We start from the raw sequence: 13,272 nt of genomic DNA on the forward strand, positions 1-13,272 counted from the left end.
CGCCGGCCCGGCCGGCGGCGCGGCCCGCCACGTCCCGCGACCGCCGTACCCCACCCGTCACAGCAGCCACAACAGCCGTAAGTCGCCAGTCGGAGGCAGACCTTGATCCCGTTGTCGTTCGCCCAGCAGCGGCTCTGGTTCATCGAGCAGTTCGAGGGCCCGAGCGCCCTCTACAACACGCCGTTCGCCCTCCGGGTGACCGGCGAGCTCGACGCCGCCGCCCTCGAAGGCGCGCTGTGGGACGTGGTGGCCCGGCACGAGGTGCTGCGCACCGTCTTCCCCACCGCCGACGGCCAGCCCCACCAGCACATCCTCGACGAGGGGCGCCCGCCGCTGCACCGGGTGCCGGTGGCCGACGAGAGCGAGCTGTCCGCGCGGCTGCGCGAGGACGCCGGGCAGGTCTTCGACCTCGCCGCCGATCTCCCCGTCCGGGCCTGGCTGTACGCCCTCCCCGCGCCGGGCGAGCACGTCCTCCTGCTGCTGACGCACCACATCGCCAGCGACGGCTGGTCCGTCGCCCCGCTCTTCCGCGACCTCGCCACCGCGTACGAGGCCCGGCTCGCCGGCACCGAGCCGCAGTGGGAGCCGCTGCCGGTGCAGTACGCCGACTACACCCTCTGGCAGCGCGAACTCCTCGGCGTGGAGGACGACCCCGAGAGCGTCGTCTCCCTTCAACTCGACTACTGGCAGCAGGCGTTGTCCGGCCTCCCGGAGGAACTGGCACTCCCCTACAACCGCCCCCGCCCGGCCACGCCCACCCGCCGGGGCGGGGCCGCCGAGTTCGAGCTCGACGCCGAACTGCACACCGCCCTGGCCGAGTTGGCCGGAGCGCAGAACGCCAGCCTGTTCATGGCCCTGCAAGCCGCCGTCGCCGTCCTCTACACCCGCCTCGGCGCGGGCACCGACCTGCCGATCGGCACCGTCGTCGCCGGGCGCACCGACGAAGCCCTCGACGACCTGGTCGGCTTCTTCGTCAACACCCTGCTCCTGCGCACCGACACCACCGGCGACCCGAGCTTCCGGGAACTGCTGGACCGCGTCCGCCGCACCGACCTCGACGCCTACGACCACCAGGACATCCCCTTCGAGCGCCTGGTCGAACACCTCAACCCCACCCGCACCACCCGCCACCCCCTCTTCCAGTCGATCGTCACCCTGAACACGGAGCGGGCCGGCGACCTCGCCTTCGGCCCGGCGTCGGCCCGGCCGGTCGAGGCCGGCGAGGCCCAGGCCCAGTTCGACCTGAACTTCAACTTCGTCGAGCACCTCACGGCGGACGGCGACTGCCTCGGCGTCCGCGGCGCCGTCGACTACGCGGCCGACCTCTTCGACCACGCCACCGCCAGCGCCCTCGCCGAGCGGCTGCTGCGCGTCCTGCGCGCCGCCACGGCCGACCCCGACACACGGATCGGCGCCATCGAGATCCTCGACCCCGCCGAACGCGCGCACCTGCTCACCGGCTGGAACGGACCGACGGCACCGGTGCCGGACACCAGCCTGCCCCGGCTGTTCGAGGCCCAGGCCGCCGCCACCCCCGACGCCCCCGCCCTGATCACCGACGCCGAACAGCTCAGCTACGCCGAACTGAACGGCCGCGCCAACCGCCTCGCCGCCCTGCTGCTGGCGCGCGGCCTGACCGCCGAACAGCCGGTGGCGGTGCTGATGGAGCGCTCCGCCGGGCTGCTCACGGCCGTCCTCGCGATCGCCAAGGCGGGCGGCACGTACGTCCCGCTGGACGACCGCTACCCGCTGGACCGGCTCCAGCACATCCTCACCGACACCCGCACCGGCCTGCTGCTCACCGACCCGGCCCACCACGGGCATCCGGTGCTCGCCACCGGCGGTTTCACCACCGTCGAGGTCACCGACGCGCTGCTCGCCACGGCCCCCGGGGCGGGCGACCCGGCCGTGCCCGTGCACCCCGGCCAGTTGGTCTACGTGATGTACACCTCGGGCTCGACCGGCCTGCCCAAGGGCGTCGCCGTCACCCACCGCAACGTGGTGGACCTGCTGGTCAACCCGCACTTCCGCGCGGGCCACCACGAACGCGTCCTGCTGCACTCGCCCACCGCCTTCGACGCCTCCACCACCGAGATCTGGGCGCCGCTGGTCACCGGCGGGGCGATCGTGCTGGCCGAGCCCGGCGAACTGGACATCCGGCGCCTCGCCGAGACCATCACCGCCCACCGGGTGACCCTGGTCCAGGCGCCCTCGGGCCTGCTGCGGCTGATGGCCGAGGAGGCGCCGGAGACCTTCCGGGCCGTCCGGCAGGTGTGGACCGGCGGCGACGTCGTCCCGCCCGATTCCGTCCGGCGGCTCCTCCAGGCATGCCCGGACACCTCCGTCGTCGCGGTCTACGCGCCCACCGAGACGACGGCCATCAAGACCACCTTCACCATGGCCCCCGGCGAGCCCGTCCCCGGTGTGGTGCCGATCGGTCGTCCGCTGGCCAACACCCGGACGTACGTCCTCGACACCGCACTACAGCCCGTACCCGCCGGCGTGGCGGGCGAGCTCTACATCGCCGGCGCCGGACTCGCCCGCGGCTACACCGGCCGCCCCGACCTCACCGCCGAACGCTTCGTCGCCTGCCCCTTCCTCGCCGGTGAACGGATGTACCGCACCGGCGACCTCGCCCGCTGGACCACCGACGGCGTCCTGGAATTCCTCGGCCGCGCCGACGACCAGGTCAAGATCCGCGGCTTCCGCATCGAACTCGGCGAAGTCGAAACCGCCTTCACCACCCACCCCGCCGTCGGCCAAGCCCTCGCCCACGTCCGCGAAGACCAACCCGGCGACAAACGCCTCGTCGTCTACGTCACCACCTCCACGGACAGCACCACTCCCGGCGAACTGCGCGCCGCCGTCACCGACACCCTCCCCAGCTACATGCTCCCCGCCGCCGTCGTCATCCTCGACACCCTCCCCGTCACCGCCAACGGCAAAGTCGACCGCCGCGCCCTCCCCGCCCCCGACTACACCGGCACCACCGAAGGCCGCGCCCCCCGCAACCACACCGAACAGACCCTCTGCCAACTCTTCGCCGACGTCCTCGGACTGACCACCGTCAGCATCGACGACCGCTTCTTCGACCTCGGCGGCCACTCCCTGCTCGCCACCAAACTGGTCAGCCGCATCCGCACCACCCTCGACACCGAACTGCCCATCCGCGCGCTCTTCGACCACCCGACGGTCGCCGCCCTGGCCGCCGCACTGCCCGCCTCCGGCGCGGCCCGCCCGGCCCTGCGGCCCGTCGACCGGCCCGCGCGCGTCCCGCTCTCCCCCGCGCAGCAACGCCTCTGGTTCATCGAGCAGTTCGAGGGCCCGAGCGCGCTCTACAACACCCCGTGCGTGGTGCGCCTGACCGGCCGGATCGACGCCCCCGCCCTCCAGGCGGCGCTGACGGACGTCCTCGGCCGCCACGAGGTGCTGCGCACCGTCTACCCGACCATCGACGGCCAGCCGCATCAGCTGATCGTCGAGCGCCCCGAACTCCCCCTGCACACCGTGTCGGTGGCCACCGAGGCGGAGCTCCGGACCGCTCTGGCCGAGGCCGGCGGAGAGGTCTTCGACCTCGCCCACGACCTGCCCGTCCGCACCACACTGCTCTCCCTCCCGCACGACGAACACGTCCTGCTCGTCCTGATGCACCACATCGCCACCGACGGCTGGTCCGTCGCCCCCCTCCTGCGGGACCTCACCACCGCCTACGAAGCCCGCCTCGCCGGCACCGCACCGCAGTGGCAGCCACTGCCGGTGCAGTACGCCGACTACACCCTCTGGCAGCACGAACTCCTCGGCACCCCGCAGCAGCCCACCGCGCTACTGACCGAGCAACTCGACTACTGGCAGCAGGCGTTGTCCGGGCTCCCGGAGGAACTGGCACTCCCCTACGACCGCCCCCGCCCGACCACGCCGACCCGCCGGGGCGCGGCGGTGGAGCTCCACCTGGACGCTGAACTCCACGCCACCCTGGTCGAGTTGGCGCAGCAGAGCCGGGCCAGCGTGTTCATGGTCATGCAGGCGGCACTCGCCACCACGCTGGGCCGCCTCGGCGCGGGCACCGACCTGCCGATCGGCACCGTCGTGGCCGGGCGCACCGACGAAGCCCTCGACGACCTGGTCGGCTTCTTCGTCAACACCCTGGTGCTGCGCACCGACACGTCCGGCGACCCGAGCTTCCGGGAGCTGCTGGAGCGCGTCCGGGTCGCCACCCTGGACGCCTTCGGGCATCAGGACGTGCCCTTCGAGCGCCTGGTCGAGTTGCTCAACCCGGCGCGCTCGACGGCCCGGCACCCGCTCTGCCAGGTGATGCTGACCTCCGGCGGCGACGCCGGACAGATCCGCTTCGGCGGCCTGCCGGGCCGGGTCGAGGCGCTGGACTCGGACCTCGCCAAGTTCGACCTGACCTTCGCCTTCGGCGAGACCTTCGACCACCACGGCGCGCCCACCGGGCTGGAGCTGACGGTCGAGTACGCCGTCGACCTGTTCGACCGGGCCACGGCGGCGGCGACGGCGGCCCGCTTCGAGCGCGCCCTGCGCGCGGTGCTGGCCGACCCGGACCAGCGGGTGGGCCAGGTGGAGATCCTGGCGCCGGAGGAGCGCCGGCGGCTGCTCACCGCCTGGAACGACACCGACCACCCCGTCGTCCCCGCCACCTTCCCGGCGCTCTTCCAGGCCCAGGCCGCCGCCCGCCCCGACGCCGTCGCCCTCGCGTTCGGCGCCGAACAGCTCAGCTACGCCGAGCTGAACGAACGCGCCAACCGCCTCGCCCGCCTGCTCGCCGAACACGGCGCGGGCCCCGAACGGTTCGTCGCGATCGCCCTGGACCGCTCGATCGAGCTCATCGTCGCCCAACTCGCCGTCCTCAAGGCCGGAGCGGCCTTCCTCCCGCTCGACCCGCGCTACCCGGCCGACCGCATCGCCTACATGCTCGCCGACACCGCCCCCGTCCTGGTGCTCACCACCGGCGCGGTGGCCGCCGGCCCGCTGGCCGGCAGCGCCGTCCCGCGCCTGCTGGTCGAGGACCTCGACACCTCCGGCCACCCGGCGAACGACCTCACCGACGCCGAACCCGACGCCGAAACCGCCACCGAGCCCGCCGCCTCCCCCGACGCCGCCGCGTACGTCATCTACACCTCCGGCTCCACCGGCCGCCCCAAGGGCGTCGTCGTCCCCCACACCGGCCTCGCCTCCCTGATCGAGAGCCAGCGCGAGAGTCTGGCGCCCACCCCCGACAGCCGCGTCCTGCTGTTCGCCTCCCCCTCCTTCGACGCCGCCGTCGCCGAGCTCAGCATGGCCCTGCTCACCGGCGCCCGCGCCGTCCTCGGCACCGCCGACCAGCTGCTGCCCGGCCCCGCCCTGGCCGAACTGATCGCCGAACAGGGCGTCACCCACGTCACCCTGCCGCCGACCGCGCTGGCCGTCCTGCCCCCCGACGCGCTCGCGCACGTCGACACCCTGGCCGTCGCCGGGGAGGCCTGCCCGCCCGACCTCGTCGAGCACTGGTCCGCCCGCCTGCGGATGGTCAACGCCTACGGGCCGACCGAGTCCACCGTCTGCGCCAGCATGACCACCCCGCTGTCCGGCCGCATCGCACCGCCGCTGGGCCGGCCCATCCGCAACACCCGGCTGCACGTCCTCGACGCCGCCCTGCGACCCGTCCCCGCCGGGGTCGTCGGCGAGCTCTACATCACGGGCGCCGGCCTGGCCAGGGGCTACCTCAACCGGCCCGGCCTGACCGCCGAGCGCTTCGTCGCCAACCCGTACGGCGCCCCCGGCAGCCGGATGTACCGCACCGGCGACCTCGTCCGCCGCCGGGCCGACGGCACCCTGGAGTACCTCGGCCGCACCGACCACCAGGTCAAGGTCCGCGGGTTCCGCATCGAACCCGGCGAGATCGAGGCCGCCCTCGTCCGGCACCCCTCCCTCGCCCAGGCCTTCGTCCTGGTCCGCGAGGACCGCCCCGGCGACCGGCGCCTGGTCGGCTACGCCGTGGCCCGGCCCGGGCAGCCCGTCGACCAGGCCGCCCTGCGGGCCCACGTCGGCGAGACCCTGCCCGACTACATGGTGCCCTCCGCCATCGTGGCCCTGGACGCCCTCCCCCTCACCGCCAACGGCAAGGTCGACCGCCGCTCGCTCCCCGCCCCCGACACCGCCGCCCGGCTCGGCGCCGGGCGGGCGCCCGGCACGCCGCAGGAGGAGGTGCTCTGCGGGCTGTTCGCCGACGTGCTCGGGCTCGAACGGGTCGGCGTGGACGACAACTTCTTCGAGCTGGGCGGGCACTCGCTGCTGGCCGGCCGGCTGGTCGCCGGGCTGCGGGAGCTGGTCGGCGCGGGCGAGGGGATCGGTGTCCGCACGGTGTTCGAGGCGCCGACCGTCGCCGGGCTCGCCGAGCGGCTCGCCCAGGGGCCGGGCGCCGAGAGCTTCCCCGTCCTGCTGCCGATCCGCACCCGCGGCTCGCGCCCGCCGCTGTTCTGCGTCCACCCGGCCGCGGGCATCAGCTGGGTGTACACCGGGCTGCTGCGCCACCTCGACGCCGAGCAGCCGATCTACGGCCTCCAGGCCCCGGGCTTGGCCGATCCGAGCCAACGCCCGTCCTCCGTAGCGGAGTTGGCGCGCGGCTACCTCGCGCAGATCCGGGCCGTCCGCCCCGAGGGCCCGTACGCCCTGCTCGGCTGGTCCTTCGGCGGGGCCATCGCCCACGCGATCGCCGCGCTGCTGCGCGACCAGGGCGAGGAGGTCCGGCTGCTGGCCCTGCTGGACGCCTACCCCGGCGCCGGCGAGGCCGGGCCCGAGCAGTGGCGGGACGACCCGGCGCAGCTGGCGGTGATCCTCGACTCGCTCGGCCACCCGGCCGGGGAGATCACGGCCTGGCCCGAGGACGAGGACGGCTACGCCGAGCTGGTCCGGCACGGCGAGGGCCCGCTCGCGGGCCTCAGCGGCGCCGCGGTGGCCCGGGTGGTCGCGGTCTTCCAGGCCAATGCCGAGCTGGCGCACACACCCCCGCTGCCCGGCTACGACGGCGACGCGGTGGTCTTCACCGCCGCCAAGGACCGCCCGGCCGACGCCCCCGACCCGGACGGCTGGCGCCCCCACGTGGGCGGCCGGATCGACGTCCACGAGGTGCCGAGCACCCACGGCGCCATGACCGGTGCCGAGGCGCTGGCCGTCATCGGCCCGGTGCTCGCCGCCCACCTGACCTCCCGACCCGCACCCGCCTCCTGACCCACCTCCCGGCCCGCTTCCCGGCCCGCTTCCCCGCTCACTGACGTCCGACCCCCTTCCGACCGCAGGCCACCGACCTGCACCCACCGCGCGGGCCACACCCGGCCCGCCCACCGAGAAACGGACACCACCATGACCACTGCCGCCATCCCCGACACCTGGCGCGGCGTCACCCCGTCGCCGATCACGTCGACCGACGCCTACAACGGCTTCATCGCCGCGAACGTGATCTTCGCGCTGGACCGGATCGGCGTGCTGGAGAAGCTCGGGCGCGGCGAGCCGCTCTCGGCCGCCGAGGCCACCGCCCGGTCCGGTGACACCGCCCGGACGGAGGCCGTCCTGCGCGCCGCCGCCGACTGCGGCTACGTCAAGGCCGACGGCGCCACCTACCTGCCCACCGAGGTGGGCCTCGAAGTCGCCGCCGCGCGCGGCTACTTCACCTGGGCCGTCGGCGGGTACCACGACGTGTTCGGCCGCGCCGGGCACCTGAGCACGGGGACGCACCGCTACAACGAGGACATCGTCCGCGACGAGGCGATGGTCGCCCTCGGCTCCGCCCAGTGCGACCAGTCGCTGTTCGCCGCGCAGCTGACCGACGTGCTCTCCGGCATCGACTTCCGCACCATCGCCGACCTGGGCAGCGGCACCTCCGCCCGGGTGCGCCGGGTGGTCGGGCAGCGCGAGGGCACCCGGGGCCTGGGCATCGACATCAGCCGCCCGGCCACCGACATCGCCCGCCGCGACATCGCCGAGGCCGGGATGCAGGACCGGGTCACCGCCGTCCGGGCCGACGTGCTGGGCCTGCTCGGCACCCAGATCGACAACGACGCCGAGGCCGCCGAGGTGGCCGAGGTCGACACCGTGATGAGCTTCTTCCTGCTGCACGACCTGCTGGCCGACCCGACCACCCGCTCCTCGATCTTCACCCGGATGCGGGAGGCCTTCCCGAAGGCCCGCACCTTCGTGCTCGGCGACACCATGCTGCGCGGCCCGGGCGAGTCCCAGAGCGCCCTGCCGGTCTTCTCGGTCGGCTTCGAGCTGGCGCACGCGATGATGGGCGTGCCGCTGCACACCAAGGAGACGTACGAGGAGCTGTTCACCGACGCCGGGCTGCGGATCGACCGCGTCGAGGCGCTGGCCACCCCGCACTCCTGGCTGTACGTCCTGCAGGCCGACTGATGGCCGCCGCCCCCACCGCCAGACACCTGCTGGCGCAGAACGAGCACCCGGGCCCGCCGCTGCCGTCCGTCGTGGCCGCCCTGGCCGCGGCCGCCGGCGACCTGCACCGGTACCCGGACTTCCGCCCGCAGCGGATCGAGGGGATCATCGCCGACTGGCAGGGCGTCCCGGCCGGCCAGGTCGCGGTCGGCCACGGCTCGGCGGGCGTGGCGCTGGACCTCTTCCACGCCGTCGTCCGGCCCGGCGACAACGTGGTGCACTCGGCGCCCTGCTTCGACGCGTACCCGCTGTTCTGCGAGATCGCCCGGGCCGAGGCCCGGGCCGTCCCGCTCGGACCCGACGCCCGGCACGACCTGGCCGCGATGGCCGAGCGGCTGGACGAACGCACCCGGATCGTCGTGCTGTGCAACCCGCACAACCCGACCGGCACGGTCTACTCCTGGGCGGAGCTGACGGACTTCTTCCGCCGGGTGCCGGCCACGGCGCTGATCCTGCTGGACGAGGCGTACGTCGACTTCGCCCGGGACTGGGCGGCCCCGGCGGTGCCGGACCGGATCGCCGAGTGGCCGAACCTGGTGGTGCTGCGCACCCTCTCCAAGTCACACGGCATCGCCGCCCTGCGGATCGGCTACGCGCTGGCGGAGGAGTCCGTGGCCCAGCGGGTGCGGGACCACCAGGTCCCGTACGCGGTGAACCGGCTCCAGGAGGCGGGCCTGCTGGCCGCCGTCTCGGCCCAGGACGAGGTGGACCGGCGGATCGCCGGGATCGCCGCCGAGCGGGAGCGCCTGCGCGCCGAACTGCTGCGGCTGGGCTGGTCGGTGGCGCCCAGCCTGACCAACTTCCTGTGGGTCGTCGCGCCGGGTGACCAGCTCCCCCTGCGGACGGAGCTGGAGCGCCGGGGCGTGGCCGTCCGCTACTACCCCGGCCAGGGCATCCGGATCGCCGTCGGCGAGCAGGACGCCAACGACGCGGTGATCGAGGGCTTCACCGCCACCGCGCCCGCCGCTCCCTGACCGCACCCCGCACCCCGCGCCCCGCGGGCACTCCCTGCACCCCCAAGCGCCGTCGGCGCAGCGAAGGAACCGCGATGCACCCGCTGTTGGCCCGCCCGGAGTTCCGGCGCTACCTCGTCGGACAGACCCTGTCCGTCCTCGGCGACAGCGCCCTCTCCATCGCCCTCGGCATCTGGGCCAAGGTGCTGACCGGCAGCAACTCCGCTGCCGGACTGGTGCTGTTCTGCTTCGCCGCGCCGCTGCTGCTCCTGCCGCTGGGCGGCCTGCTCGCCGACCGGGTCCGGCGCCGACCGCTGCTGGTCGGGGTCAACCTGACGGTGGCGGCGGGGTTGACGCCCCTGCTGCTCGTCGACGGCCCGGACCGGGTCTGGATCATCTACTGCACGGCCTCGCTCTGCGGTCTCGCCGGGGCCGTGCTGGCCCCGGCGCAGAGCGCCCTGCTGCGCACGATCCTGACGGACCGTCAGGACTTCGGCGCGGCAGCCGGGTTCACCCAGAGCGCCCGGGCCGGCACCACGCTGGTCGCGCCGCTGCTCGGTTCGGGCCTCTACAGCTGGCTGGGCGGGCACGCCGTGGCCCTGGCCGACCTCGGCGTGCTGCTGCTGGCGGCCCTGGCCTTCCTCGGCCTGCGGGCCGACGAGCCCACGCCGGAACCCTCGGGCCGCCGGTGGCGCACCGAGGTGCTGGCGGGCTTCGCCCACCTGCGCGGTGCGACCGGGCTGCGCCCGCTGGTGGCGGCCACCGCCGTCACGGGCTTCGTCCTGAGCCTGCTCCAGCCGGTGCTGTTCGCGCTGACCCAGCACGGCCTGCACCGCCCGCCGCAGTTCCTCGGCGTGCTGGAGACGACCGAGGCGGTCGGGGCGCTGGGCGGCTCGGTGGTCGGCGGTCTGCTGATCGGCAGGCTCGGGCCGCGCCGGACGGTCATGGCGGGGTCGGTGGTGTTCGGCCTCGGCACGATCCTGCTGCTCGCGCCGTCCCTTCCCGTGGTGGCGGCCGGACTGGTGATCGCCGGGGCGGGCATCCCGGCCGCCATGGTCGGCCTCGCCACGGCCGCCCAGGCGGCCACCCCGCCCCAGCTGATGGGCCGCGCCCAGGCGGCCGTCAACCTCTCGCTCACCGCCCCGCAGGCCCTCGCGGTCGGCGTCGGCTCCGGCCTGGTGGCCGGCCTGGACTTCCGGGTCGTCCTGGCCGTGATGGTGCTCGGCGCCCTGCTCGCGGCCGTCCACCTCCTCGGCAAGCCCGAGGCACCGACCGAGCCCGGGGCACCGACCGAGCCCGGGGCACCGTCCGAATCCGAGGCCGCCGCCGAGCCCGGGGCCGCCGCCCAACCCGAGAGCTCCACCGAGCCCGCGGGCCTGGCCGGTTCCGAGGCCTCCGCCGAATCCGAGGCCCCGGCCGGCTCCGAGCGCACCGCCGAGCCCGGGGGCGCCCCGGACCTCCAGCGCACCTGATCGCCCGGTCCCCCTCACCACCTCCTCTCCTCCTCACCAGAAAGCTCCTCAGATGACCGACCGCTCCTCGCCCACCGCCGCCCCGCTCCCCCTCGAACTGGACCACGTCGAGTTCTACCTGTCCGACCTCACCGCCGAGACCGCCCGGCTGACCAGCGAGTACGGCTTCGAGCTGCTCGTCCCGCCCACCGAGCGCGGCGAGGCCGCCGAGCGCTGCCTCTCGGCGCTGGTCGGGCAGGGCACCATCCGGCTGCTGCTCACCCAGCCGCTGGCCGGCGGCCACCCGGCCACCGACTACCTGGCCCGGCACGGCGACGGCGTGGGCGCGCTGGCCCTGCGGGTGCCGGACGCCGCCGACGCCTACCGGACCCTGACCGGCCGGGGCGCCGACGGGCTGCGCCCGCCGCAGGCCGCGCACGGCTGCGTCACGGCGGTGGTCGGCGCCTTCGGCGACGTGGTGCACACCCTGGTCGAGCGCGGCCCCGACGTCCCCGCCGACCGGATCCCCGGCCTGCCGGACGCCGCCCCGGCCGGGCACGATCAGGAACGCGGTTCCAGCACGGTGGGCCTGCGCTCCGTCGACCACTTCGCGGTCTGCGTCCCCTCCGGCGAGCTGCGCGCGACCGTCCGCCGGTACTGCGAGGTCTTCGACTTCCGGATGATCTTCGAGGAGCGGATCGAGGTCGGTGCGCTCGGCATGGACTCCGCGGTCGTGCAGAGCGCCGACCACAGCGTCACGCTCACCCTGATCGAGCCGCTCAGCCCGGACGCGGGCGGCCAGATCGCCTCCTTCCTCGCCGACCACGGCGGCGCCGGGGTGCAGCACGTGGCCTTCTCCTCCGCCGACGCCGTGCACTCCGTCTCCGCGATGGCGGAGCTCGGCGTGCCGTTCCTGCGCACCCCGGGCACGTACTTCGACGCGCTGCCCGCCCGTCTGACGCCGCTGCGGCACTCCCTCGACCAGCTGCGCGCCCTGCACCTGCTGGTCGACCAGGACCACGACGGCCAGCTGTTCCAGATCTTCACCCGCTCCCAGCACCCGCGCGGCACCTTCTTCTTCGAGGTGATCGAGCGCATCCGGGCCCGCACCTTCGGCAGCAACAACGTCCGCGCCCTCTACGAGGCCGTCGAACTCCAGCGCAGCGCCAGCGAAGTGGCCGGATGAGCGCGCCGGCCCCGACCGGGCCCCGGCCCGACCCGACGCACGGTCACCAGCTGCTCTCCACCCCGGCACTCTCCACCCCGGCACTCTCCGTCGGCGAGTACGAGGAGCTGGCCCGGGCCGTGCTCGCGCCCGAGGTCTGGGACTGGCTGGCGGGCGGCGCGGAGCGGGAGCGCACCCTCGCCGGCAACCGGGCGGCCTTCGACCAACTGGCCCTGGTGCCCAGGGTGCTGGCCGACGTCTCCGCCTGCGACACCGCCACCACCCTGGTGCGCAGTCGCGCGAGCCTGCCGGTGGCGGTGGCGCCCGTCGCGTACCACCGGCTGTTCCACCCCGAGGGCGAGCTGGCCTCGGCCCGGGCGGCGGCCGCGGCCGGGGTGCCGTTCACCGTCGGCACGCTCAGCAGCGTCGGCTTCGAGGAGCTGGCCGCGACGGGGGCCACGCTCTGGTTCCAGCTGTACTGGCTGCGCGACCGGGGGCGCCTGCTCGACCTGGTCGCGGCGGCCGAGGCGGCGGGCAGCGAGTGCCTGGTCGTCACCGCCGACGTGCCGTTCATGGGCCGCCGCCTGCGCGACGCCAGGAACGCCTTCGCCCTGCCCGCGGACGTCCGCGCCGTCCTGCTCGAAGACGGCGCCGCCGGGCGCGCCCACCAGGCCACCACCGCCGTCTCGGCGGTGGCCGCGCACACCGCCGAACTGCTCTCCCCCGCCGTCACCTGGGCGGATCTCGCCTGGCTGCGCGAGCACACCGGCCTTCCGCTGGTGGTCAAGGGGGTGCTCGACCCGGCGGACGCGGTGCGGGCCGCCGAACTCGGCGCCGAGGCTGTGGTGGTCTCCAACCACGGCGGCCGCCAGCTCGACCGGGCCGTCCCCTCGATCACCGCGCTGCCCGCCGTCGCCGAGGCGCTGGCGGGCCGCGACTGCCAGGTGCTGCTGGACAGCGGGGTGCGCGGCGGCTCGGACGTGCTCACCGCCCTGGCCCTCGGGGCGTCCGGGGTGCTGCTCGGACGCCCGATGATCTGGGGCCTGGCGGCCCGGGGCGAGGCCGGCTGCGCCCAGGTGCTCGCCCTGCTGGCCGCGGAGCTGCGGCACGCGCTCGGCCTCGCGGGCTGCGCCGACCTGCGCGCGGCCGCCGCGCTGCGCACCACCCCCATGCCCTGCCCCACCTGGAGTGCCCCGTGACCACCACCGCCCCACCCCACGGCCTGCTGCGGGCCGACCTGCACCCCTCCCTCGCCGAC

At 75.0% G+C, this 13,272-nt stretch carries 6 protein-coding genes; all 6 read left to right on the forward strand.

Going from position 1 to position 13,272, the window contains the following annotated elements; genetic code table 11:
• Window positions 1-102: 102 nt before the first annotated feature.
• A complete protein-coding gene (locus ACIPLC_RS18575; RefSeq protein ID WP_400474064.1) occupies window positions 103-7,227 on the forward strand; it encodes an amino acid adenylation domain-containing protein in 7,125 nt (2,374 codons plus the stop codon).
• 132 nt (window positions 7,228-7,359) lie between these two features.
• A complete protein-coding gene (locus tag ACIPLC_RS18580) occupies window positions 7,360-8,406 on the forward strand; it encodes an SAM-dependent methyltransferase (RefSeq protein WP_400474065.1) in 1,047 nt (348 codons plus the stop codon).
• Window positions 8,406-9,419, forward strand: a complete 1,014-nt coding sequence (locus ACIPLC_RS18585) for a pyridoxal phosphate-dependent aminotransferase (protein ID WP_400474066.1) — start codon at window positions 8,406-8,408, stop codon at window positions 9,417-9,419. The genes ACIPLC_RS18580 and ACIPLC_RS18585 overlap by 1 nt, the downstream gene beginning before the upstream one ends.
• A gap of 74 nt (window positions 9,420-9,493) precedes the next feature.
• Window positions 9,494-10,870 (forward strand): MFS transporter, encoded by a 1,377-nt coding sequence (locus tag ACIPLC_RS18590; protein ID WP_400474067.1) that lies wholly within the window; start codon window positions 9,494-9,496, stop codon window positions 10,868-10,870.
• A 52-nt stretch (window positions 10,871-10,922) separates the two neighbouring features.
• The gene (gene hppD / locus ACIPLC_RS18595) at window positions 10,923-12,035 is read left to right on the forward strand and encodes a 4-hydroxyphenylpyruvate dioxygenase (protein WP_400474068.1); all 1,113 of its coding nucleotides are present in this window, start codon (window positions 10,923-10,925) and stop codon (window positions 12,033-12,035) included.
• Window positions 12,032-13,213 (forward strand): alpha-hydroxy acid oxidase, encoded by a 1,182-nt coding sequence (locus tag ACIPLC_RS18600; RefSeq protein WP_400474069.1) that lies wholly within the window; start codon window positions 12,032-12,034, stop codon window positions 13,211-13,213. The genes hppD and ACIPLC_RS18600 overlap by 4 nt, the downstream gene beginning before the upstream one ends.
• Window positions 13,214-13,272: the final 59 nt, after the last annotated feature.

This window comes from Kitasatospora sp. NPDC086801, from assembly GCF_044745805.1.
Classification (GTDB): domain Bacteria; phylum Actinomycetota; class Actinomycetes; order Streptomycetales; family Streptomycetaceae; genus Kitasatospora.

Excerpts from the sequence above, each read along its gene's own strand:
- ACIPLC_RS18580 (WP_400474065.1), top strand. The coding sequence starts at position 7,360 with ATGACCACTGCCGCCATCCCCGACACCTGGCGCGGCGTCACCCCGTCG.
- ACIPLC_RS18585 (WP_400474066.1), top strand. The coding sequence starts at position 8,406 with ATGGCCGCCGCCCCCACCGCCAGACACCTGCTGGCGCAGAACGAGCAC.
- ACIPLC_RS18590 (WP_400474067.1), top strand. The coding sequence starts at position 9,494 with ATGCACCCGCTGTTGGCCCGCCCGGAGTTCCGGCGCTACCTCGTCGGA.
- hppD (WP_400474068.1), top strand. The coding sequence starts at position 10,923 with ATGACCGACCGCTCCTCGCCCACCGCCGCCCCGCTCCCCCTCGAACTG.
- ACIPLC_RS18600 (WP_400474069.1), top strand. The coding sequence starts at position 12,032 with ATGAGCGCGCCGGCCCCGACCGGGCCCCGGCCCGACCCGACGCACGGT.